The following is a 22,323-nucleotide window of genomic DNA, read 5'->3' on the forward strand; positions in this document are numbered from 1 at the left end:
CTTCTCGAATAGGAAGGTGCAGCGGGGCGGCCGGGGCCGGATTCGGTCTCTTCATGCGCCTAGCGAGGCTGCTTTCCCGAAAGCTGTTCCCGACTGAGTTTTCTCGAAACGCCCTGTTGAGCGTGGAGAAACGGGAATATTTTCGGGACGCCAAGCAGCCGGCTTTGGAGCGCTTACAGACTTCCCGCTTTGAGAGTTGACCGCTGGCTTATCCGTAAGTCGGCCGCGAGAGACCCGCTGCGAAATCTCACCGCTCAGCGCTCGCGGTCTCTCCGGGCAAGAGTGGTTAAGACAGCGCCAGCGACATAAAAGGCCGGCGGCACCAACCCGCGCACCAGATCGACATAGCCAGGCACGACCACGACCAACACCCAGATCGAGTCCGCCCATCCGGCGACGGCGAGGTTGAGCCAGTAACCGGATTTGTCGTTGCGCCAGTTTCGCCACAGGCCGACCACGAGCACGAAGAGCGCGATCGTCAGCATGTAGGCGGCGAGCTGGTAAAGACGCGCCTGCGCGAGACCCTGCTGCCCCGCGCCGAGACGCCAGATGTCCGCCGCGACCTTCACGTGGAAGAGGCCCCACGCCGCGTAGCAGAGCGCGCCGAGCCGCGAGAGCAGCGACGCACCCTGCCGGTGATCAGTCCGCGGCATAGTCCCGTCCCTTGCGCTCGCGCTTCGGATCCAGGCCGAGCAGATAGTCGAGCGAAAATTTGCCGCCGCCGCGGAAAATGATGGGAAGCAGCAGCCCCGCCCAGCTCAGATGGGTCGGCCATGCGTCCGGGTAGACAAAAACCTCGATGACCGTGGTCATGCCGAGCAGGCCCAGGGCCGCGACCCGGTTGAACAGCCCGAGCACCAGCAGGATCGGAAACAGATGCTCCTGATACGCCGCCAGATGGGCGGCGATGTGCGGCGGGATCAGCGGGATTTTATAGTCGGTTTCGAACAGCGAGTAGGTGCTGTCGGTGATGTGCAGAATACCATCGACCTTGGTCCGGCCCGACATGAAGAAGACAGCAGCGACGCCGAAGCGTGCGACCAACAGCAGGATCGAACCGGGAAGCCGATCGAGCAGCGTGCAGAAGCGGGCGTAGTAGTTCATTGTCATTCTCCCCTTGGATTTTCTTCGGCGAAGGCGCCGGCAGACAGCAGCAATGCGAAGATTGAAGTGACGTCCCCGCCTTGGTCGGATGCCTTGGCAGCGGCCTCGGCGAGCGTTCCTCCTGCGAGGAAGGCTCTGGTCGGCGCATCGATGACGCGAACTTCGACTGCATCGCCCGGCCGGGTGATCAGGGTGATCTCCTGATCCCAGGTGATCGCGTCGAAGGCATCGGGTCCGGCCTCGGGCTGGTGCGCGAGCCACAAGCTTGCCGCCGGCACGAGTGTCTGAGCGACCCGCGTCGCGGGGTGCCACTGCAGGGCCGCGTCGGGGTCGATACCTCGCGCAAGCGCCGCTGCGTCCAGCGGAGGGTGGTCTGCTGCGAACAACGCCTCGGTCACGCGGCGCTCGAGCGCTGCGACGGGACCAAGATAGGGTGCTTCAGCAAACGGGGTCCAGGCGTCGACGAAGTGCCCGAACCTGTCGCCATAGAGGCAAAGCCGGGGCTCGCGTGGCGGGGCGACCTCAACATAGGATGTTGCGCAGGCGGCGAAGGCGTCCTCTCCGACCATCGCCGCCGTCACGGGGTAATTGGCGAATAGCGCATCGCGCGCCGCCTTACTCGCCGTGTTGCGGTGGATCGCAACCGCGCGCCGCATTGCCGGATCATTCGACGGATCCGGAGAGGCAAGCATCGCGCCGAAGGCGTGTTGGAAATCGGCGGCATCAAGCATCGATCGGCATCCTCTGCTCGAGCAGGCGGTGAGCGCGGTCGCGCTCCAGAATCAGCTCCTGGAAGGGTGGAATTTCGTCATCGCGTTCGATCAGGGTCGGACGCGGCCCGACGCGGTCGATCAGGCGCTGGTAGAGCAGCCAGACCGGGTCGGAGACCGGCGCATCGTGGCTGTCGATCAGCAACCCGCTCTCAGTGTCGGGATCAGGGCGGTGGCCGGCGAGGTGGATTTCGCCGACGATCGACGCCGGGATCGCGTCGACCCGAGCCTCCGGCGAAAAGCGCAGGTTTGCGGCGCTGACGTAGATGTTGTTCACATCGACCAGCAAGCCGCACCCGGTGCGTCGCGCCAGTTCCGACAGGAAGGTCGCTTCGTCGAGTTCGTGTCCCGGCAAGTCGATATAGAGGGAGGGGTTTTCGACCATGATCGTTCGGCCAAGCGCGTCCTGCACGCGCGCCACGTTACCTGCGGTGATGTCGAGGGCCTGGCCCGTTCGCGGAAACGGGAGGAAATCGGAGTGATGCGCGCCCTCCCACTTTTGCCATGCGAGATGGTCGGAGATGGCGGCCGGGCGGATCAGGTCGGCGAGGGCCCGCAGCCTGCGGAGGTGATCCTCCGCAGGCGGTTCCACCGACGCCAGCGAGAGGCCGACGCCGTGGAGAGAGATCGCGAAGCGCTCAGCGAGCGCAACTAGCGCTCGCAGCCGCGGTCCCCCATCGACCATATAATTCTCGGCATGGACCTCGAACCACAGGCCCGGGTTTCGCGCCGTCAGCGCTTCGTCGAGATGCTCGAGCTTGAAGCCCAGGCCTGCGGTCATGGTCATTTGACGACTCCTCAGGCGCCGGGCGTGAGCGAGCCGAAGCCGTTAGGCGTCTTGATCTTGGCGCAGGTGCCGGCCGGCACGAGCTTCCAGGCGTCCTTCTGATAGTTGATCTTCGAAGTGCCCGCGCAGGTGGTACCGGCGCCGGCCTTGCAGTCGTTCTTGCCAGCCTTGGCGACGCCGTAGCATTTCTCCATTGGCTTGCTCGCCTGGGCGTGGGCGGCCGTGGTGGCGCCGGCGGCGAGGGATGCGAGCAGCAGGGCGCTGAGCGTTGTGGTGGTACGGTTCTTCATGTGCAGTCTCCATTCAGCCTCACGTACGGCGCCCCGGGATGGGACGCCGCACGATGGTCCGGGAGGCTGATAGGGTCGGACCATGCCAACGAGTCCGCTCGAACAGGCGCTGCGGTTACAGATCGAACCTGCAAATAGATTTTGTGTCGGTTTGTAACCGGCAGTCCTCGGCCGGCGAAAACATGGCTGCCACTCGGCAAGACAACGTCTCAATTCAGGAGTTTCCTATGAAGACCTTCAAGACCGGCGCTGCCATCGCCTCTGCCGCCGCCATGCTCGCCTTTGCGGGTATCGCATCTGTCAGCCCGGCTCAGGCCGCCGGCGCGCACGCATCGGGCAAGGTGCAGCCCTGTTATGGCGTCAATTCGTGCAAGGGCACGTCCGATTGCAAGTCCGGCACCCATGACTGCAAGGGCCAGAACGACTGCAAGGGCCAGGGCTTCAAGGACATCTCGTCCAAGGCTTGTGCAAAGCAGGGCGGCAGCCTCACCCCGAAGGCCGGCTGAGCAGCCGCTGGGCCCGGCTGAGCGGCCGGGCTCCACCTCCGCGGAATACCGTCCGGCGGCTTCATGCTGCTGGGCGGTATTGTGCGTCTGAAGGAGCTCCCCCGCACAAGTCGTGGGGACGAGATAGCGGGTCTTGCGGCGGGCAATCCGGCTGGATCGATCCGATCAGTCGCGCGCCGCCCGGAACAGCGCGGCCACGCCGAGCAGATAGGGCATGAGCCACGGGATCGCCGGGATGCCGACGATGTCGCCCGGAACCATGTACCAGTCCTCGCCAAGATCGGGAAATCCGAGGCCGCGCGCCGCCAGACCGAGGATCGCGATCGTCGCGATCACGGCGACGAGCTTGGCCTTGATCGGTCCCAGCCAGCCGGCGCGCGCGAAGGCGAGCGCATAACAGCCGGTCGCGACATAGGTCAGCAAGCCGGCGAAGAACAGGAGCACGTCCGAGCTGTTTTCAGTCAGGGTGCCATAGACCGGCAGATAAGTGGCAGGCTTGTGCGCCAGCGTTATCATCCAGCCGATCAATATCGCCGTCCAGACGAGCTGGACGAGCGTGCCGAGCAGCCCGGCTGCTTGACCCAAGGGCGCCAACAGGCGCTCACCGGCATCTGCTAGCGTGTCCTTTAGCATCAGGAACGCCGCGCTCATGAACGTCGCGGAGACGAACAGGATAACGTAGCGGATATGATTCATCGCGAGGTTGGCGGCGAAGGGCGGTCCATAGCCCGGCATCAGGGTGAGCAGTGCCCAAGGCAGGATCAGCAGCATGCCCACGACGACGATGCGGCGGCGGTTCTCGTCGCCCGAGCGCCAGGCGGGGCCCGCCAGACCGTAGGCTGCGCCGCCGATCAACAGCAGTTGCGCGACAGTGAGCGCGGTGGCGACCGGTGTGGCATAGCGCATCGGCGCGCCGACGATGCCGATCGCGACCGGCAGCATGACGATCAGGAGCATCGCGCTCACAGTGCGCCGGTCCGTGCTTGTCGGCATGATCGTTTGCTCCGCCGGAAGACCGCTAGACGGCCCGCACTATTCCACAAGTTCAGTACATCGGCTACTCTCAGCCCCACCGGCAAGCCACCGATCGACTAGCGGCTCGGCTTGGTCGAATTTCCCTCGGGCAAGTAACCTTAGGTGATGGCGGATCGAACTCCTCGACAACGGAGAACGACCCATGTCAGCCAACTTCATGAACCATCTGCCGATCATGCTACGGCCCGATCCATCCCGCACTGTTGTACGGCCGTTCGTGCCAGGTGACCCGGGTGCTTTCGCAGTCGCGAGCATGCCGCGATCGCAGCGGATCATTGATCGCATCATGGCCCTTGGTCGTGAGGAGGTTGCTCGGGAGCGGCGGAAAATCACGGAATCGCTCGACGAACGGCATCGCGATGTCGACGCTATGCTCATGCGACGCTTCGACGATGTCATCGATCGGTGTGGCGGCTTCTGCATCAATCCGGCGGCTGTTCGGCCGGATCAGGCGCTTTTGATCGGCGCCTATTTCTGCAACGAATATTCGTTCGAGGCGGCCGCCCTGTTTAATCCGAGCATGGTCATCCACCCGGATCAATCGGATGTTCCAGACGGAGCGGTTCGCTTCATCATGGCACTGCGCGCGATCGGCGAGGGGCACGTCTCCTCGGTCACGTTCAGAACCGGACTGATCGGGGCCGACCAAACGGTGACCGTCGATGTACCCAGCCCTACGGCGGTGCCACCGATCATCCTGCAGGACGCGCATGAGGGGCTGTTGGGCGTCAAACTGCTTTGTGGCGGAAGCTACACCCTGTCGGAGACGGTCCTGTTTCCGATAACGCCCAGCCAGCGGCAGGGGATCGAAGATCTTCGGCTCGTCCGTTTCGTCGAGGATGACGGAAGCGTGCGGTTTTACGGCACGTATACCGCCTTCAGCGGCGCCGCTGCCCGTTCCGAGCTGCTCGAGACGGAGACATTCCGCAATTTCGATATGCGACCACTTCGCGGCGACGCGGCGAGTGGCAAGGGCATGGCGCTGTTCCCGCGGAAGGTCGGCGGCAAATATGCGATGCTGTCGCGCCACGACAACGAGAATATCTGGCTACTTTCGTCGGATGATCTGGAAAGATGGAACGGCGGGACCAGGATCCTTTGCCCGCGCTACCCTTGGGAATTCGTCCAGATGGGCAATTGCGGGTCACCGATCGAGATCGACGAGGGGTGGCTGGTGCTGACCCACGGTGTCGGGGGTGTCCGCAACTACTGCATTGGCGCATGTCTGCTCGACAAGGACGATCCGAGTAAGGTGCTGGCCCGGACGCCGCAACCATTGCTCGAGCCCGCGCAGGACAATCGCAACGGCTATGTTCCCAACGTGGTCTATAGTTGCGGCGGTCTGGTGCGAGGACGCACGCTATTTCTGCCTTACGGCGTCGCCGATGATTTCGCGACGATCGCCACGGCCAATGTCTCCGACATTCTGGCCGCGATGGAGTAGCCGGGCGGTCGCAAATCAGCACGCGCTCGCGCACGCACATGGGTACTCTTTCGCTCCTCGCCGGCGCTACCAGCGCGACGTCAGGGGCAGGACGGCACGCGTGAGCAGCGTGATGGCGGCGCAGCTGAGTGCGTACCAGAACACGATGTAGAAGGGGTCGTCGCTTGGGCAGTGGAATGCGAAAATGAAGGCGCCCCAAGCCGCAGACGCCACGCCAACGGCAGCTGCGCTTGCCTGAAGATCGGTCGGCGCGCCGCGCCGCATCATAAGCCCGAAGGCGACCACTGGCGGAACCGAGAGGACCGTCATGACGGTCAGGCACTCGACGCCCATTCGCCACATCAACCGGGCAGCAAGCCCATCCAGACCCTGACCAGCAACGTCGATAACCACGCCTACGAAGACGATTCCCGCCAGGGCGAGCGCCCAGCGGCGAAGCCCCTTTCGTGGCAAAGACTCCGGGCTGAAGGAACGCAAAGCGACGTTCACACCAATGAGGGCGAGAACGCCGAGCCCCGCCATTTTCCACCAGAAGGCTGCTCGGCCGATCGCCGCGCCTATATCAGGCCGCATCGTACCAAGTGCCAGGAAGCCCGCGAGCTCGACAGCAGCTAGAGCAAAGAGGATGACAAGCTGGTGGCCGAACCTCGGCCGCGGAACCGGACGAAGATCACCTACCAGTTTATCGATCAGCGCATCATTCGACATCGGCCTGCTTCTGAACAATCGCGGCTAACCGCGCCAGCCCCCGGTGAATGTTCACCTTGATGAGGGACCCGGACTGGCCGGTTCTCTCGGAGGCTTCTTCAACGGAATAACCCTCGATTTTCACGAGCCGAATAGCTTCGGCCTGTGCTGGTTTCAGTTCCGTCATCAACCGCGCCAAAATGACCGAGCTGGTCACGCTGCTCTCATGGTCCTCAACAGCAATTTCGTCAGGAAGCTCCTCCGTCCGGGAGCGGCTCATCGACCGCAGGCGGTCGATCCACTTGTACCGCGCGACCGCCATCAACCACGGCCTGAACGGCCTTTCCGGGTCATAGGTGTGTCGCTTTTCATGGACCGCGACCAGCGTGTCCTGGACAGCATCCTCCACCATGGCGGGGGGGAGGCGCCGCGCGTAGAAAACCTTCAGCCAAAGCCTGACTTCATCGAGCAGCCGTCGATAGGCGGCGGCGTGCCCCTCTTGGGCCGCGGCCATCAACTCGCCCCATTGGTCGGCGGTCTCGCTCATCGACGAGCTCCCCGGCACCAGGGCCGACGCGCTGACCGATCGTTGGAACGCAAGATGGAGGCGGGGCTGCACCGCCCGTCATTCGACCAAGCCTCCCGGCCGGTTACAGTCTCTACGAAAATAAATTGTCGTGGGGTTCTTTGCCCCGGCACCGGGACGCGTCGTGCTATGACCTCTGCGGGCTGTCGCTCATCGCGCATCCTGGACCTCCCCGTTCAGGCCGTTCTGGCGCATGCGGGTCGGATCAATGCCGAATTCGCTGCGAAAGCTGCGACTGAAATGGCTGCGGCTGGCGAAGCCCACCTGATTGGCGATGTCGGAGACCGAAAGATCCGTGGACAAGAGAAGCTGCCGCGCTTTGTCGAGACGTGCCCGGCTTACAAACTCCATCGGTGGCGACCCCACCGTCTCGGCAAAGACTTTCGCGAATTTGGACCTGCTCATGCCGGCCGCGCGGGCAAGATCGGCCAGGCTATGATTTGAGGCTGGATTCTCGACGACCAGCGCCACCGCCCGGGCCAGCGACGGCCGCTCGAACAGGCCCGGGAGGATTTCCCGCGAACCACGGTCCTGAGCGGATCGGCGCAATGCCAGGATCAGGCACGCCTTCATCAGCGATCCGACGAGGGCCTTGCTCCCCAGTGACGCGACACCTGTTTCACGAAGGATTGTCGAGAACGCGACGCCGACGACCGGTTCATCGCCGACATGCGAACAGATTGGCTCTTTCAGCCCCTCGAATGGCCCAAACGATCCACCGATGTCGGCTTTGATCTGACCGCAGGCGACGACGACGCTGCTCCGGCTCCCCATGGTGGCATCGTAGTGCATCAAGCCATCGCGCCGCCTGCTGCCCGTCTCCTGCGAGGTGAGGATCTTGGAGGGCGTGGCCGAACCGCCGATCACTTGATCGATATACGCCGGTACCAGGACCACACTGCCTACCGGTGCCTCAATGCACTCGCCATCGGCGAGGCCGAGATAGAGCGTACCCGCGAGAATGAAGTGAACCTCGATCTTGTCGAGCTGCTTGATTTCAATCGCCGAGGTCGCGGTGAACTCGCAGACTGCGAACTCCTTCACGTTCACCGCGAGCGCAGCAAGAATCTGGTCGATCGCGGCGTCATTCATAACGGGCATAGTGTGCCGTTTTGTCGCAATGATTCCAGACGATTCGCAACGAAGATAAAAATACGGATGATGCGGCACGCCGGTGGATGATCCGGCACGGGCGCATTCGCACGCCTCTATGAGATCGATAAGGCATGTGTTGGGGGCAGACTTCGGCGGCGGCCCGCCACCAGCACCAAGTCAGGGGCGGTTTGCTGCGCTCGTAACGCTTCGCTGGTCATCGCACTCAATGGGCCGCGACCCTGCCCGTGATCGAGGAGCCGACTGGTGCTGCATTCACTTCGCCCTCCGCGCGGTAGCGAGCGCGGTGGATGGGCTGCATCTGATCGGCTTCGGCGCCTAATCCCGTAATCAGGCGCGCCCCCCGATCGAAGGTTATATAATTCCAGAACCAGTTGGCGCCCACGACGAGCCGGTTACGAAAGCCGACGAGAAAATAGATATGTGCGGTCGACCAGAGGATCCACGCGGCGAGCCCGGAGAAGCGCACCCATCCGAATTCTACAACCGCTCGCTTCCGACCGATCGTCGCAAGGCTACCGAAGTGGCGGTAGCGGAACGGTGCCGGCAGCCGACGATAGCCGAGCTCTGCGGCGATATGCCGCGCCGCGTGAATCCCTTGCTGTTTGGCAGCAGGCGCAATCCCTGGGACAGGCTTGCCCGCGGCACCTGTCGCTGCCGCAGTGTCGCCGATCGCATAGACCCCGTCACGGCCGGCGATCTGTAGGTTTCCATCGACGATGACCCGACCCGCCCGATCTGGCTCGACTTCAAGCCACCGCGCAGCGGGCGAGGCCTTGACGCCGGCGGCCCAGATAATCGTGGCAGAGCGGATCAGCACCCCATCGACCACCACTCCGCTTTCATCGATCTGGGCCACTCTTGAACCGAGTCTGACCTCAACGCCGAGCTTCTCGAGCGAACGCTTTGCGGCTTCGCTCAGTTTTTCGGGAAACGTGCTGAGTAGCCGCTGGCCTGCCTCGATCAGGATAATCCGCACGCAGCGCCGCGTGATGTAGTGAAAATCCATCTCCGCCGCATGCCGCGTCAATTCGGCGACGGCGCCGGCCATTTCCACCCCGGTCGGGCCGCCGCCAATGATCACGAACGTCAGGAATTCTGCGCGTTCCTCGACATCTTCCTGGCGGTTGGTTTCGGCGCGTTCGAGTGCGAGCAATATTTGCCTGCGAACGTGGAGCGCGTCGTCGATAGTTTTGATGCCCGGCGCGTATTTCGCCCAGCCCTCGTTACCAAAGTAACTGTGCGTCGCGCCGGTCGCCAGTACCAATGAATCGTATGTCAGCCTCGCTCCGCTGGCGAGGCTCACGACCTTACGTTCGTGATCGACGCCATCGACGCGATCGAGCAGCACCCTGGTTCGTTTTTGACCTTTGACGATCGAACGGATCGGCGCGGCGACGTCCGCTGGCGACAGACCCGCTGTGGCAACTTGGTACAACAAGGGTTGAAACAGATGGTGATTCTGCCGGTCCACAAGCGTCACGTTGACGTCGTACCGCGCCAGTTCTTTGGTGGCGGCGAGACCGCCGAAGCCGGCGCCAACGATGACAACATGCGGCACCCGCCGGCCGTCATTAGGGCCGTGCAGTAACTCTTTCGACCGGTTCACGTCGATGCTCCTAATGATGTTTCCACCACCCAGTTCGACCAAGCGGGAACGCGGGTTACTCGGACAGTGCCCAGTTCTACGCGCCCTGCGCGCATCGGTTCGGCACCGTCCGAGGGTGCGGTTTCGCCCAAATTTTCCGCGCCGCTTAACGCGCGGCCCGCAGCATCAAAGCGCTCGGAGGAACAGGTGGGCAGCGTCGTGGGGCGCCACCTGCCCACGATGCGCCGGGTTGATGCAGCGCCTGACCGGGCGCGGCGGCTCGATGTCATGAGCCCGGGCCGGCGTCCACCGACTGCCCGCCTTGTAACCGACAGCTAGCGGTGGTCGTTCGCGATTTTTTTTGGCCGCCTGTAACCATAGCTGTTTCGGAGACGAATGCGTCGAGACCAATTGGAGGAACAGTCATGCATGCCATTCGCATTCGTACGATGATCGCTACAGCATCTCTCGTCAGCTTGGGGCTGCTTTCGGCTTGCAGTAAGGAAGCCGAGCCGTCCGCGAACGCGTCCGGCGCGATGAGTGCGACCGAAAATAGCGGTGGCATGGCGGACGGCGCGGCAATGACGTCAGACAACAGCATGGCCGCAGACGGTAATTCCGTGGCCGCCGGCAACGCTATGGGCGATTCCATGCAGCCTTCGGACAGCATGCAGAAGAATAGCCACTGAGCGCGGGGCGCGCGTCAGGGAGCAAGGTAAGAAAGGTGATGCGGTACGGTTGGCTCCTCTGCACCTCCCTAGCTCTCGGAGTCGCGCCTGCGCGCGCCGATATACCGGGTTCGCCGGTCACGCTTCAGGCAGCGGACGGCGTGAAGGTTCACGGCGACTATTATGCCGCGCTGCGGCCCAAGGCCTTGATCCTGCTTTTCCACCAGGCAGGATCAAGCAGGGGTGAATATCGTACTATCGCGCCCCGCCTCGTCCGGGACGGGTTTAGCGCGCTGGCCATCGATCAGCGCTCCGGCGGCTCGCTTTTTGGCCGTAACGAGACGGCCGCCGGCTTTGGCAAGGAAACGGGCTATCTCGATGCGGCGAAGGATCTCGATGCCGCGATCGCGTGGGCTCACAGCCGCAAGCTTCCGATCGTTCTTTGGGGCAGCAGTTATTCGGCGGCGTTGGTTTTCCTCGAAGCGGCAAAGCAGACCGACATCAAAGCGGTTCTCGCATTCTCTCCCGGCGAATATCTTGGCAACGCAATGCCTGTCCACCAAGCGGCGGCAAGACTTCGTATGCCGCTATACGTCACATCGGCGAGCGACGCCGGGGAAGTGGCCGCTGCGAGGTCCATCCTCGCCGCCTCACCATCGCAAACCAAGCAGCAGTTCGTCCCGCGACGCGGCATCCATGGGTCGTCCACCTTGCTCGCCGACCGCGATCCCGAGGGAGCGCCTGAGAATTGGCTGGCCGTCGAGACCTTCTTGCGGCGGTCTTTTCCTTGACTTGAATGATTTGAGATTGGCAGCTCGAGCCACGTAAGGAGTGGCTGGGCGGATGGCACGACGAGCGCTTCGGTGCTTCGCAATCTGCTAATTTCCGCCGCTATCTGGTTCCGATCCTCCCGATCCGAATGCTAGGGAATCAGCATGGCAGAACGAACGCGTTGGCAGCTTGGCTCGTGGACCTTCGACGCCGAGGGTGCACGTCTGATTGAGGCAGAGAACGAGACGCCGCTCGAGCATCGTGCGGCCCGCACGCTCGAACTTCTGTGTCGTGAGCGCGGTCGACTGGTAACACGTGAAGCGATTTTGGCGCACGTCTGGGAGGGCCGATCAGTCAGCGCCAACAGCGTCGCCGTCGTCGTTGCTGATTTGCGGCGCGCTCTCGGCGACGACGCGGGCGCGCCCCGCTTTATCGCCACCGTGCCCAAACGCGGCTATCGATTGTTCGAGGAGGCACCCGAAGCCGTTGAGCCACCACGTCCCGTTCCGACGCGAACGCTCATCCCTCGGGCGCTCGTGATCGCTCTGGCGATGGTTGCCTTGCTCGGTTCGGTGATCTTCACGCTGCGCGATCGATTTGGTGCGGACCACATTACGGTTGTCGTTGCCCGAACGGCGAACGATACGGGGCAGACGCAATATCAACCGCTCGCAACGTCACTCCAGGCGCTGGTCACCGACCGGCTCGCCGGCATGGGGATGTACGTCGTAGCGGGACAAACCCCAGCTGGCCGGTCCGAGCAGGAGCATATGCTATGGCTACGGTCGCGGCTCATCTTATGGAACGGCATTTCGACGTTGTCGATGGAGGCCGTCGATGGCGTCGGACATGTCATCTGGACGGGGATGGCTGTTGCGCCACCCAACGGGCTGGCATCGGCGACGATCACGCAACTGAAGAGTTTCCAGGCCAGACTATGCTTCCGCCCGCGGCCTCATCTTAGGGTCAATCCCGCTGGCTGCTCGAAGCGTGCCATAGCCGCCCAACCGTAATGGTCTGGCCAAAGCGTTCCGTCGGTGCGTCGCCAGGCGTCGTCAGTGGCGAGCACGAGCGTGTTTTTACCCTTGTGGAGAGAGAGCTCGACCCTGGCGTTGTCGGGAGCGAACCGTCCCGCCGGCGCCAACCGCTTGGCGGACGGGTAATAGAAGTTCTCGCCACCATAGACCCGTGCGCCGTTGAGAAACAGCCAAGCACGGGGAACGAAGCCGAGGTCGACCGTCCTGGCGCCATCGGCGACGGCATCGATCTCGACCTTGAGCCAAGCAACTTGCCGGCGCGGGCCATCGTTCTTCGGAATGGCACGGGCGAGGTTGGCCAAACCGTCGGGTTCGGCTTCCAACGGCTGCCAGCCGGTGTTCGGCAAATCGTTCAGGGTCGGGATGCCGTTAGCTGGCGCTGGCGTAACGGGACCCAGTAGCCAGTGACGGACGACGCCGGGCTGCGGGACATCGACCGGCGGCGGCGCGGACGAACCTTTGTCGTCGGGCCGAACGACGAAGTTGGCGAAGATGGCAGGTCCCTTCACGGCGAACCCGCCGCGATCGGCGAGGCCTTGCAGGCGCGGGACATCCAGCGATGGCTCGAGGGCGTGGTTGACGAACAGTCGTAGCCGCCCGTCCGCGATCACGATGCGGAGGTGGTTCCAGCCCGCCGCCACGAGGGGCGCGCTGTGCTGGTAACGCGAATAGGCGTTCCACTGCATGCGCCCGTTGGTGATCGGGGCATATTGCACGCAATCATTGGCCGCCGGGCAGTCGGGATTGGCCCGCACATAGATGAACTCAGCGGTATCCGCGTCGCGACGGTGAAGAAGGATCCCGGTATCGGCGTAAGCGAGTGCCTTGATATCGAACTCGACCGTTCCCTCAGCGAAGGTGCCGGCGTTCGTCTCGGCATACCCCTCGGTGACGGTCATCAACCCGCCTGGGAAGGCCTCGTCTGGCGCGAACGTCGTTTTCTCCCCCCGCCAGATATCTGGCGTCATGGGATAGGCCATTGCGACCGCGGCGGTGGAGGCAGCCGGCGCTGCGGAGACTGCCTGGCTGAGCGGCAGCGCACCAACGATGAGGCACTGTGTGTAGCGCAGGAAACTGTGGGACATGATCGGCTCCAATGAATACGAAGCATCAAGTGCAGAGCGCGCGCACCAATGTCGCATAAAGAGAAGATAAAGGACGTAAAGATAACCTACAGAACCCGGTGTCTTCCCAGATGCGGTACCGCTGCAGCACGGTGGTCAGATCGCGGTTGTGAGGTTCGTGAGCCAGTCGGGTGATACGCTGAGGATCACGCCCTCGATCAGATGATCGGTACCGGTGAAAATCAGTAGGCCGACCGCGATCAGCAGTCCGCCCAGTGCCTTTTTGCCGCCGCTGCCCGCGCTCATGAGCCGACCGCGCCAGCGAGCGATGACCGAACGTGCAAGCAACGCAAGGATCAGGAGAACGCTTGCGATGCCGAGGCCGAAGGCCGCCATGACGAAAGCGACTTCGCCGAGATCCTGCCCCTGCGCCGCAAGCACAGTCGCTGCGCCCAGCGTCGGGCCAACACACGGGCTCCAAACCAATCCGAGCAGGACGCCGATGCCCGCCTGTCCTGCGAGGCCGAACCTCTCCAGCCCAGCCTGCCGCGCACCCGCCCAATTTGCGAGCGGCGCCGCGAGACGCTCGGTGACACGCTGAAACTGCGGTACCACCAGCGCCAACCCGATCAGGGCCAGGATGACTGCCCCGGCTACGCGCACGACGTCACTGTCGAGCCCGAGCGACTCCCCAGCGGTCGCGATCACGAAGCCGGTCGCGGTGAACGATACGACCAGCCCCGCGGCCAGGGCCAGCGGTCCAAAGCGGTGCTTCTGCGCGGCACTGCCCAGAATGATCGGAACGAGGGGAAGCACGCAAGGAGACAGGATCGTGAGCGCGCCTGCGGCATAGGCGAGGACCGGGTTCAGAGCACCGCTCATTGCCCCATGTCCTTTCCTGAGGGGCATACGGCACAGATTGGGAATTGAATGTGCATGGCGAGGTTCCGTTGTCATGAAGGTCGCCGGCCAGTGCGCGGCTGTGACAAGGATTTCGCGAGAGGGGCGTGTGCGGTTACAGTCGGCGCCGTAATCTTCCAGTTGAAGGCGCGGCCGGTATTCGCGCGCATCCCCCCGCAGTTCGGCCACCCAACGATCCAACAGCCACCCCCACTGCGGATAACGCTTGGTCTACGTCTACTTGCGTTTCGAGGGCCGCGCCTTAGCGAGTTGCCCGGGGATTATTTCACCGAACAGCAGAGGCCATCACTGCGGTGATGGCATCCTTGTTGGTCATGTAGGCCAAGCGACCTACCTCCTGCCGGCCGCGGAACGCGATCAGGGTCGCTTGCTTTCTTACGCCAAAACTTTGCCAGATCGGCTTCTGCTTGTCGTAGTTGATCCGAAACACGATGAGCTTGTCATAGGCCGGCGAAAGGACAACCTGTTTGATCGTGTGGTTCTGCGACGCGCACACCGGACACCACCAGGCGTGCACGTCGAGCAGAATGGGTCGGCCTTGCGCCTGTGCGGCGACGAAGGCGGCCTGATCGAACTCCCGGAACTCGGCGGCATGCGCGGGCGCCGCAGCCACTATCGCCGCCGTGAAAAGGGCGGAGCTCAAACGCAGATTCATGATGACGATCTCCAGGAAGTGGCCGAGCCGGTTGGCCCTCCAATGGGTTCGTTCGCGATGCTTGAGGGGTTACATACGACGCCTCAATCCAGCCGCGTTCGCTGCTGCATCAAGCTGATCGCGAGCACCACCAAGAGAAAGGTCCCGATCGGCGCACCTTGGGAGAGTATCGTCCATCCGTCCTGTCCTCGCAGCGTCGCACCGCGCGCGGCGCGCACGAAATGGGTCAGCGGGAAAATCTCGCCGAGACGCTGTGCCCAGAGCGGCAGTGTCGAAAAGGGGTACAGAAATCCGGAAAGCAGCATCGCCGGCAGATAAAAGGCGACCGCGCCCTGAAGCGCCGCCAGCTGCGTCCGCGCGCGCGCCGCAAGCGCTTGCCCAAGCATCAGATGCGCGGCGGCGAACAGTGGAAAGAGGGCAAGGAACGCGAACATGTTTCCGCGGACCGGCAGCGCGAATAGCCAGATGCTCGCTGCCAGCACGATAACGCCCTGCAATGACCCGATGACGGCAAGCGGCACGACCTTACCCAGCAGCAGCGGCAATCGTCCGATCGGCAGGGCCGCCAGCGCTTCCCACGTACCAAGCTCGCGCTCGCGCGCCAGGCTGAGTGCACCGAGCATCAACATGCTGATCATCATGATCGTGCCGATGAGAGCCGGTAGGAACGCCCAGTCCGGCCGCGCGGAAGCATTGAAGAGCCGCTCGATACGAAGACGTGGACCATAGTCGGCCACGTCATTCCGCTTGGCGAGAGCGTGCCAGTAGATCGCCTCGACCCTCGCTTCGGCGACGACCGAGAGGTTCGGATCCGTGGCGTCGATAACCGTTCGCACCGGTTGGAAGGGACTCGTCGGGAGTTCGATCGCGACTGCCGCCTTTCCGGCGCGCACCATCGCTTCTGCCTGGCCAGGTGCGAGGTTACTCCTGACGACGCGGAGCTGGGCGGCACCGGCTAGGCGGGCGACATCATCACGATCAGGCCCAGATCCGGCGATCGCCACCTCCACCTGAGCGGCCGACGGCCTAATCGCATAGCCGAACAGCAGTATCTGTAGGGCCGGCACCAGGAGGAGCAACGTGAAGCTCGTTGGTGAGCGCAACAGGCGGAGGAGTTCGACCTTCGCGACAGCGAGCGAGATTCGGATCAGAGCCATTAGCCTCGCGGCTCCGCCAGACGGAGCACGGCATCTTCAAGGTCGCTAGCCCCCGACGCCGCGACGAGATCCGTCGGTGTCATCGGCCCTTCGGCGATCCCGGCCGCGTAGTGGAGCACGCTCGCGCAGTTTCCGGCCTCCGCCAGATCGTGCGTGCTGACGATGACGATGTGCCCTGCGGCCGCAAACTCCCCGAGCCAGCGCCAGATAGCCCGCCGGGTGGCGACATCGAGTCCCGCCGTGGGTTCGTCAAGCAACAGCAGCGCCGGATCGCCGAGCATGACGGCGGCAAACTGCGCCCGCCGGGCCCAGCCGCCCGACAGGCGATCGAAGCGGGTGGCGAGAACGTCGGCGAGTTCGTAGCGACCCGCCGCCCGCGCGATCACATCCGATCGATTTCGCAGCCCCAGAACCGCCGCGCGAAAAGCGAGATTTTCCACGACGCTCAGTTCGGGATAAAGCGACAACCTCTGGCTCATATAGCCGATCGTCCAGCGGAGAGCGGTGCTCGGCTTACGGATGTCGTGAGCGAACACATGCCCTTCGCCAGCATCCGGCCGCACGAGGCCAGCGAGCATCCTGAGCGTCGTCGTCTTGCCACCGCCATTGGCACCGACCAGACCGAGCATTGCGCCCGGCTCAAGCGTGAAAGCGACGTCGCGTACGACCCAGGTGCCACCATAGCGCTTGCCCAGGCCATCGACCCTAACGATCCGGGCTTCGGGCTCAGCCGGCCTCATGGACGAACCCTCCGAACATATATTTGGTGGCCTCGGCCCCGAGCGCGAGCGTCAGCGTGCCCGAAGCCGGGCGACGCGCGCGCAACTCCGCGAGCGCGGTCCAGATCGCCGCGGACCCGGTGTTGCCGACGCGATCGGCGTTCACGAGAAACCGCTCTTTGGGCAGCTTCAGATACCCGGCCAACTGTGAGCCAATTCTGCCACTCGCCTGATGCGGGATGATCCAATCAGCCCGCCCAATTTCGAACCCGCGATCAAGCGCAGCCTGAACACCGGCGTCGAACAGTTTGACGCCGTCCCGTAGCACCGAGGCGAAATCATGCTCGAACGTGAGCGGACCAGCATTGCCGGTACCGGATCGCTCCGATCCGCCTTCGCGCATTTGTAACCCCGGAGGACGATGAAGACCGAGAGCGCCGAACCAAGCGGTGTGAAGCTTATCGGAGGTGGTTCCTGGCGGGCCAAGGATAACGGCACCCGCACCATCGCCCATTTGAACGAGGTTGACGATTTGGCCGGATTGCCCCTCAAGCCTTTCCAGGTCGAGAAAGACCGACCCGGTTTCCGATCCGACGATCGCCACCGGTCGGGCGCCCGGCTGCGCCAGCAATCCGAAGGCGATCATCAGCGCGTTGGCAAAACCTGTGCATGCCTGTCGCAGTTCGACGTGAGGGCCGGCATATCCGAGTATGTCGGCAACGAAGGCTACATTGGAGGGCAACGGCTGTGCGGGTGTGGCCGTATGCGAGATCAGATAGCCGAGATCTGCTACTTGGAGGCCGGCATCGCGAAGCGCGGCATCGACGGCCTGCGCGGCCAGAACAGGATTGCTCGCCCTTTCAGCCTGAGTGTCTATCCGCGCCGTCCAGGCCCGGCTGATATGGCGCGTGCGGACACCCATTCGCTCCGCGACGGACAGGGCCAAGGTCCGCTGGCGACCGCTCAGGCCGGCTTGGCGGACCAACGTTTCGGTCGTCACGAGTGGTCCGGGAAAGGCTGATCCCGTTCCTAAGACCGACAGCTCACCCTGCGATTGCCAAGTCTGAGCTAGGCCTGTGCTCACGCGTGATACAGTGCGGCTGGGAGGCGGGCGACATCGGTTTGGAGCCAATGAGGATCGAACGACAATGCCTCAAACGCGTCGCTCGCCTCCACGAGCAATGCCCCCAACCGTTCGCGAACCATGGTGCCCACGATCTTCAGGCTGGTCTCACTCATCCGCGAAATGACGAGCTCACGGGTGATCTGGACATGCCGTGCTTCATCGCGGGCTATCCTTCGCAAGACCGGCGCCAACGCTGCGTCCCCTGCGAGGGGCGTTCCCGGTCTGAGCAACCGCGATAGAAGCAGGCAGACTGCGGAATCCAGTGCGGCGATACGGGCAAGGCGAATGGCTGAGTCACCACGGCCCAGCTCGAGGTGAAACCGCCGCGACATGGCTCGCAACCGAGTTTGGTCCGGAGGCGCGGGCAGCCCGGCCGCGAGCGCCTGGATCAATCCGTCGTGAACCTGTTCCTCCGCCGCTACACGGCGCAGTACATTGCCTGCTTCGGGGTCTTCGCCATCGGCCAAGTCGTAGAAGGCGAGCCCGGCAGCCTCTTCGCCACATCCAAGGATTGGCAAAAGCACAGCTAGTGCGTGAGCTGCCTTTTCGGGAAGGGCGCCGTAGACTGGTGCGGCGATAGCGGCCTTGGCCGGGGTGAAGCACCGAAGGCTGGGCGACTTAACGCGCAGATCCGAATCCGAGGCGGTTGGGCTATTCATATTGGTGAATTCGTCCGCCAGTGGCGACGCGTTACAAAGTTTGGGTGCGGAGGCGCGCGTTTTTGGAAGTGGGCGGATCAATCCCGCAGCCTGTCGCGCCCGGAGCTGGCACGCGGTGCTTCGTTCGGTGTTTTCAAGCGCTCAATTGTCAGGCCCGCTCGATCATCGCCCCGGCAAAACGGGTGTCGTCGCCGCCGCCTGACGATATCGCAGCTGCTGTGAGGCGGGCGCCGATACGCGTTGGGCGCCCGCCCGCATTCGCGACATCTATGCGGCGTGGCGCCAGCGCGCGATATCCTGAAGAACGAGGTTCTCGTGAATCTTCTCGTCGAGGCGCGATTTGAGAACATCGCCGATGCTGAGGATGCCGACGACTGCACCGTCGAACACCACCGGCATGTGGCGGACCCGGTGATGGGTCATTACCGCCGTTACTTCGATGAGCTTGTCGTCGAGACGGGCAACCAGCGGCTGGCTCACCATCACTTCGCGGACGGTATGCCGATGGGCCTCGCCGCCCCAGCGGACCACCGCGGCGGTGATCTCGCGCTCCGAGATCAGCCCGCTCAACGCGCCCGACAGCCCCTCAACAATCAGCGCGCCAACGCGCGACGACGCCATCAGCCCTGCCGCCGCCGATAGGGTCGCGGTCTCGATGATCTGGTGAACGTCGGCACTTTTTTTCTGAAGAACGTCGCTTACGAGCATGGCACTTACTCTCTACTAGAGGAGGCCATCTGTGTTTGGATGAGCCTGGAAAGAAATTCGGTCCGCTCGCCTTTTTGGTTACAATGGCGAGCTCTGAATCGCTTGATACCGACGCGATCACTCGTCCGCCGCGGTGCAGGGACATTCGTCGAAAGATCGGGGCGGCTCTTCGGTGATCATTGATCAGCCGAGGAAGTTGACGCGACAAGATTCCCCTTAGCCGGGATAGGTGAGACGACGTTCGAAACGCACGTGCAACTCGTGCCGGTGTGACGGTGGCTGTATAGCTTCAGCCATGGTTATCGCGCCATTTGACCGGAATACGCAGGTAGGTGACGCCGTTGGCCTCCGCTTCGTCGAAGCGGCCGGCGCGAATATTGACCTGAATCGCGGGCAACAGCAGCTTGGGCACGGACAATCCCGCATCGCGCTGCTCACGCATTGCAACGAAATCGTCCTCGCTTATGCCGTCATGAACGTGGACACTGGTACGACGTTGCTCTCCAACCGTTGTTTCCCAACGATACTCGTCGCGACCGGGTGCCTTGTAATCGTGGCACAGGAACAGGCGGGTCTCATCGGGAAGCGACAGCAACCGCCGGATCGAGCGGTATAGTGTGCGCGCATCACCGCCGGGGAAGTCAGCACGCGCGGTGCCGTAGTCGGGCATGAACAGCGTGTCGCCGACGAAGGCCACATCGCCGATCCGGTAGGCAATATCGGCCGGCGTATGGCCGGGGACGTGCAAAACCTCCACAACCAATTCGCCTATCGCAAGGTGGTCCCCGTCCTCGAACAGTCTGTCGAAGTCCGACCCATCGGTTTTCAGGTTGGTCATCGCAAACACCGGGCGGAAGATACGCTGCACGTCGCGGATGTGCGCACCGATGCCGATCGATGCGCCAGTATGCGCCTTGATAAACGGCGCGGCCGAGAGATGGTCGGCGTGGGCGTGTGTCTCCAACACCATTGTGATCCGCCAGTTCTTTTCGCGCGCGAGAGCGATGATCCGCTCGACGGAGCGAGTATCGGCGACGCCGCTCGCCAGATCGAAGTCCAGCACTGGGTCGATGACCGCGGCGGTGCGCGTCGTGGGGTCCCCGACAAGATAGCTGATCGTGTTCGTCGGCTCGTCGAAAAATGCCGTGATCGAAGGTCGGGTCATCGTCGTCTCCGCTGTGACTTGACTATATATAAACAATCACTAAATTAGCAACCTCTAACGGAGTGGCGATCATGCTTAAGCCGCCGATGGATCTGGCGACCTTCGAGAAGAAGGCCGACCAGGTCGCGGATACCCTGAAGGCGATCGGCAATGCGCGGCGGCTGATGCTGTTGTGCAAACTGGTCGAACACGGCGAAGTGACCGTGAGCGACCTCGCGCGCGATGTCGGCCTGTCGCAGTCGGCCTGCTCGCAGCATCTCGCGAAGATGCGCGAAGAAGGCCTCGTCGCCTTCCGCCGCGAAAGCCAGACGCTCTGGTATCGACTTGGCGATCCCCGCGTCGAGATGCTGCTCACCACGCTCTACCAGCTTTATTGCAAGGATTGATGCGATGACCCCCACAAAGCTCTCCCCCGCCGATGCCCGCACCGCGATCGATGCCGGCGCCCGCCTCGTCGATATCCGCGGAGCCGACGAATATGCGCGCGAACACATCGCCGGCTCGCTCAATCTACCGCTCGACCGGATCAGCGATTTGGCGCGGGACGAACGTCCGGTCGTGTTCCACTGTCGCTCGGGGATGCGTACCGCAGCCAATGCGCGGCAGCTTGCCGATGCCGCGCGCGGCGCGCCGGCCTATATCCTCGAGGGCGGCATCGACGCCTGGCGTAACGCCGGCCATCCGACCATTACCGATCGCTCTCAGCCGCTGGACATGATGCGGCAGGTGCAGATCACGGCCGGTGCGCTGGTGCTGGCAGGCGTGTTGCTCGGCCTTTTCGTCTCCCCTGGTTTTCTCGGCGTGTCCGCGTTCATCGGCGCAGGGCTAATGTACGCCGGTGCCACGGGCTGGTGTGGGATGACAAAACTGGTGCGCATGATGCCGTGGAACAGGCGCGTCACCGCCTGAGGCGAAGATGGAGACGACCACCATCCTTGCAGCTCTCGCTTCGGGCGGGGTGATCGGTCTCATTCTTGGTCTGGTTGGCGGGGGCGGCTCGATCATCGCCGTGCCGCTGCTGGTCTATGTCGTCGGGGTCGGGTCGGCGCACATGGCAATCGGCACCGCTGCGGTCGCCGTAACGGTGAATGCCCTTGCAGCCCTGGCCGGCCATGCCCGTGCGGGGCGCGTCAAATGGCGGTGCGCGGGGGTCTTCGCGGTGTCAGGCATGATCGGCGCGGCGTTCGGTGCCGAGCTCGGCAAGGCGATCGACGGCAAGCGGCTGCTCGCGCTGTTCGGACTTTTGATGGTCGGCGTTGGTCTGTCGATGCTGCGCAAGCGGCGTACGGCAGAGAAATCGGACGTTCGCCTGACACGCGGCAGTGCTCCGGCGCTGCTGCCACGGCTAGTCCCGATTGGGCTGGGCGTGGGATTTGCGGCCGGGTTTTTCGGTATCGGCGGCGGGTTCCTGATTGTGCCGGGCCTGATTCTTGCCACCGCCATGCCGCTATCTTTTGCGATCGGGACGTCGCTGGTCGTGGTCAGCGCGCTCGGTCTAACGACCGCGACCTCCTATGCCATGTCTAGTCTGGTCGATTGGCCCGTGACGACGCTTCTGATCGTGGGCGGGGCGGCAGGAACCGGGGCTGGCATTGCAGCAGGTCGGATGTTCTCCAGACGCAAAGGACTTCTCGAACGAGGGTTCGCCATCGCAGTCGTCGCGATGGGACTCTATGTAGCTACGTCGTCGCTCTAACTCAGATAATCCGAAAGAACGGTTCCAGAGGCCAAGGAAAGACGATCTCGCGCTGGACGCGTCTCGC

27 protein-coding genes are annotated in these 22,323 nt (G+C 63.3%); 8 read left to right on the forward strand and 19 right to left on the reverse strand.

Annotation, left to right across the window (positions count from 1 at the left end; translation table 11 throughout):
- Positions 1-254: 254 nt before the first annotated feature.
- The 5 genes from EJC47_RS07625 to EJC47_RS07645 are packed head-to-tail and all read right to left on the reverse strand — an operon-like array spanning position 255 to position 2,951.
- Positions 255-653 (reverse strand): hypothetical protein, encoded by a 399-nt coding sequence (locus EJC47_RS07625; RefSeq protein WP_126846539.1) that lies wholly within the window; start codon positions 651-653, stop codon positions 255-257.
- Entirely contained in the window at positions 640-1,104 is a 465-nt protein-coding gene (locus EJC47_RS07630) for a DoxX family protein (protein ID WP_126846541.1), read from the reverse strand. Before EJC47_RS07630 ends, EJC47_RS07625 begins: the two co-directional genes overlap by 14 nt.
- Positions 1,105-1,106: 2 nt before the next feature.
- Positions 1,107-1,835, reverse strand: coding sequence for an HvfC/BufC N-terminal domain-containing protein (locus EJC47_RS07635; protein WP_126846543.1), 729 nt, complete (start codon positions 1,833-1,835; stop codon positions 1,107-1,109).
- Positions 1,828-2,661: an MNIO family bufferin maturase gene (gene bufB, locus EJC47_RS07640; protein WP_126846545.1), complete on the reverse strand. Its 834-nt coding sequence runs from the start codon at positions 2,659-2,661 to the stop codon at positions 1,828-1,830. The genes EJC47_RS07635 and bufB overlap by 8 nt, the downstream gene beginning before the upstream one ends.
- 11 nt (positions 2,662-2,672) lie before the next feature.
- The gene (locus tag EJC47_RS07645; RefSeq protein ID WP_126846547.1) at positions 2,673-2,951 is read right to left on the reverse strand and encodes a BufA1 family periplasmic bufferin-type metallophore; all 279 of its coding nucleotides are present in this window, start codon (positions 2,949-2,951) and stop codon (positions 2,673-2,675) included.
- A gap of 227 nt (positions 2,952-3,178) precedes the next feature.
- Between EJC47_RS07645 and bufA2 the strand changes: the two genes are divergently transcribed.
- Positions 3,179-3,457: a BufA2 family periplasmic bufferin-type metallophore gene (gene bufA2 / locus EJC47_RS07650; RefSeq protein ID WP_126846556.1), complete on the forward strand. Its 279-nt coding sequence runs from the start codon at positions 3,179-3,181 to the stop codon at positions 3,455-3,457.
- 165 nt (positions 3,458-3,622) lie between these two features.
- Here the strand turns inward: bufA2 and EJC47_RS07655 are convergent, their stop codons facing one another.
- Complete coding sequence (locus tag EJC47_RS07655) at positions 3,623-4,450, reverse strand: hypothetical protein (RefSeq protein WP_126846558.1); 828 nt, start codon at positions 4,448-4,450, stop codon at positions 3,623-3,625.
- 184 nt (positions 4,451-4,634) lie between these two features.
- Here EJC47_RS07655 and EJC47_RS07660 point away from each other — a divergent pair, with 184 nt between their 5' ends.
- Positions 4,635-5,936: a glycoside hydrolase family 130 protein gene (locus EJC47_RS07660; protein WP_126846560.1), complete on the forward strand. Its 1,302-nt coding sequence runs from the start codon at positions 4,635-4,637 to the stop codon at positions 5,934-5,936.
- 66 nt (positions 5,937-6,002) lie between these two features.
- On the opposite strand, the gene EJC47_RS07665 is transcribed toward EJC47_RS07660, so the two are convergent.
- The 4 genes from EJC47_RS07665 to EJC47_RS07680 all read right to left on the reverse strand — a co-directional run bounded on the left by EJC47_RS07665 (position 6,003) and on the right by EJC47_RS07680 (position 9,931).
- Positions 6,003-6,644: an NrsF family protein gene (locus tag EJC47_RS07665; protein WP_126846562.1), complete on the reverse strand. Its 642-nt coding sequence runs from the start codon at positions 6,642-6,644 to the stop codon at positions 6,003-6,005.
- Entirely contained in the window at positions 6,634-7,170 is a 537-nt protein-coding gene (locus EJC47_RS07670) for a sigma-70 family RNA polymerase sigma factor (RefSeq protein ID WP_126846564.1), read from the reverse strand. Before EJC47_RS07670 ends, EJC47_RS07665 begins: the two co-directional genes overlap by 11 nt.
- 189 nt (positions 7,171-7,359) lie before the next feature.
- Complete coding sequence (locus EJC47_RS07675) at positions 7,360-8,310, reverse strand: helix-turn-helix domain-containing protein (protein WP_260591505.1); 951 nt, start codon at positions 8,308-8,310, stop codon at positions 7,360-7,362.
- A gap of 217 nt (positions 8,311-8,527) precedes the next feature.
- Complete coding sequence (locus tag EJC47_RS07680) at positions 8,528-9,931, reverse strand: NAD(P)/FAD-dependent oxidoreductase (protein ID WP_260591506.1); 1,404 nt, start codon at positions 9,929-9,931, stop codon at positions 8,528-8,530.
- A gap of 404 nt (positions 9,932-10,335) precedes the next feature.
- Here EJC47_RS07680 and EJC47_RS07685 point away from each other — a divergent pair, with 404 nt between their 5' ends.
- The 3 genes from EJC47_RS07685 to EJC47_RS07695 all read left to right on the forward strand — a co-directional run bounded on the left by EJC47_RS07685 (position 10,336) and on the right by EJC47_RS07695 (position 12,362).
- Complete coding sequence (locus EJC47_RS07685) at positions 10,336-10,599, forward strand: hypothetical protein (protein ID WP_126846568.1); 264 nt, start codon at positions 10,336-10,338, stop codon at positions 10,597-10,599.
- Positions 10,600-10,784: 185 nt separating this feature from the next.
- On the forward strand, positions 10,785-11,369 hold the full coding sequence (locus tag EJC47_RS07690; protein ID WP_260591507.1) for an alpha/beta hydrolase: 585 nt from the start codon (positions 10,785-10,787) through the stop codon (positions 11,367-11,369).
- Positions 11,370-11,513: 144 nt separating this feature from the next.
- Positions 11,514-12,362 (forward strand): winged helix-turn-helix domain-containing protein, encoded by an 849-nt coding sequence (locus EJC47_RS07695; protein ID WP_126846572.1) that lies wholly within the window; start codon positions 11,514-11,516, stop codon positions 12,360-12,362.
- Here EJC47_RS07695 and EJC47_RS07700 read toward each other — a convergent pair.
- The 9 genes from EJC47_RS07700 to EJC47_RS07740 all read right to left on the reverse strand — a co-directional run bounded on the left by EJC47_RS07700 (position 12,305) and on the right by EJC47_RS07740 (position 20,560).
- Complete coding sequence (locus EJC47_RS07700; RefSeq protein ID WP_260591508.1) at positions 12,305-13,483, reverse strand: hypothetical protein; 1,179 nt, start codon at positions 13,481-13,483, stop codon at positions 12,305-12,307. The two genes, EJC47_RS07695 and EJC47_RS07700, sit on opposite strands and share 58 nt — an antisense overlap.
- Positions 13,484-13,606: 123 nt before the next feature.
- Positions 13,607-14,332, reverse strand: coding sequence for a cytochrome c biogenesis CcdA family protein (locus EJC47_RS07705; RefSeq protein WP_126846574.1), 726 nt, complete (start codon positions 14,330-14,332; stop codon positions 13,607-13,609).
- A 304-nt stretch (positions 14,333-14,636) separates the two neighbouring features.
- Positions 14,637-15,026, reverse strand: coding sequence for a thioredoxin family protein (locus EJC47_RS07710; RefSeq protein WP_126846576.1), 390 nt, complete (start codon positions 15,024-15,026; stop codon positions 14,637-14,639).
- An 83-nt stretch (positions 15,027-15,109) separates the two neighbouring features.
- On the reverse strand, positions 15,110-16,183 hold the full coding sequence (locus EJC47_RS07715) for an ABC transporter permease (protein WP_126846578.1): 1,074 nt from the start codon (positions 16,181-16,183) through the stop codon (positions 15,110-15,112).
- A complete protein-coding gene (locus tag EJC47_RS07720; protein ID WP_126846580.1) occupies positions 16,183-16,923 on the reverse strand; it encodes an ABC transporter ATP-binding protein in 741 nt (246 codons plus the stop codon). The genes EJC47_RS07715 and EJC47_RS07720 overlap by 1 nt, the downstream gene beginning before the upstream one ends.
- The gene (locus EJC47_RS07725; protein ID WP_260591509.1) at positions 16,910-17,902 is read right to left on the reverse strand and encodes a 3-oxoacyl-ACP synthase III family protein; all 993 of its coding nucleotides are present in this window, start codon (positions 17,900-17,902) and stop codon (positions 16,910-16,912) included. The genes EJC47_RS07720 and EJC47_RS07725 overlap by 14 nt, the downstream gene beginning before the upstream one ends.
- A gap of 80 nt (positions 17,903-17,982) precedes the next feature.
- A complete protein-coding gene (locus EJC47_RS07730) occupies positions 17,983-18,687 on the reverse strand; it encodes a hypothetical protein (RefSeq protein ID WP_185867595.1) in 705 nt (234 codons plus the stop codon).
- 267 nt (positions 18,688-18,954) lie between these two features.
- Complete coding sequence (locus EJC47_RS07735) at positions 18,955-19,395, reverse strand: CBS domain-containing protein (RefSeq protein WP_126846586.1); 441 nt, start codon at positions 19,393-19,395, stop codon at positions 18,955-18,957.
- A gap of 289 nt (positions 19,396-19,684) precedes the next feature.
- A complete protein-coding gene (locus EJC47_RS07740; protein ID WP_126846588.1) occupies positions 19,685-20,560 on the reverse strand; it encodes an MBL fold metallo-hydrolase in 876 nt (291 codons plus the stop codon).
- Between the two features lie 71 nt (positions 20,561-20,631).
- Between EJC47_RS07740 and EJC47_RS07745 the strand changes: the two genes are divergently transcribed.
- Genes EJC47_RS07745 through EJC47_RS07755 form a run of 3 tightly spaced genes read left to right on the forward strand, consistent with a single transcriptional unit; the run spans position 20,632 to position 22,256 of the window.
- Positions 20,632-20,946 (forward strand): ArsR/SmtB family transcription factor, encoded by a 315-nt coding sequence (locus EJC47_RS07745; protein ID WP_126846590.1) that lies wholly within the window; start codon positions 20,632-20,634, stop codon positions 20,944-20,946.
- 4 nt (positions 20,947-20,950) lie between these two features.
- Positions 20,951-21,469, forward strand: coding sequence for a rhodanese-like domain-containing protein (locus tag EJC47_RS07750; protein WP_126846592.1), 519 nt, complete (start codon positions 20,951-20,953; stop codon positions 21,467-21,469).
- Between the two features lie 7 nt (positions 21,470-21,476).
- Positions 21,477-22,256 (forward strand): sulfite exporter TauE/SafE family protein, encoded by a 780-nt coding sequence (locus tag EJC47_RS07755; RefSeq protein WP_126846594.1) that lies wholly within the window; start codon positions 21,477-21,479, stop codon positions 22,254-22,256.
- Positions 22,257-22,323 lie beyond the last annotated feature (67 nt).

This window comes from Sphingomonas sp. TF3, assembly GCF_003985085.1.
Classification (GTDB): Bacteria; Pseudomonadota; Alphaproteobacteria; order Sphingomonadales; family Sphingomonadaceae; genus Sphingomonas.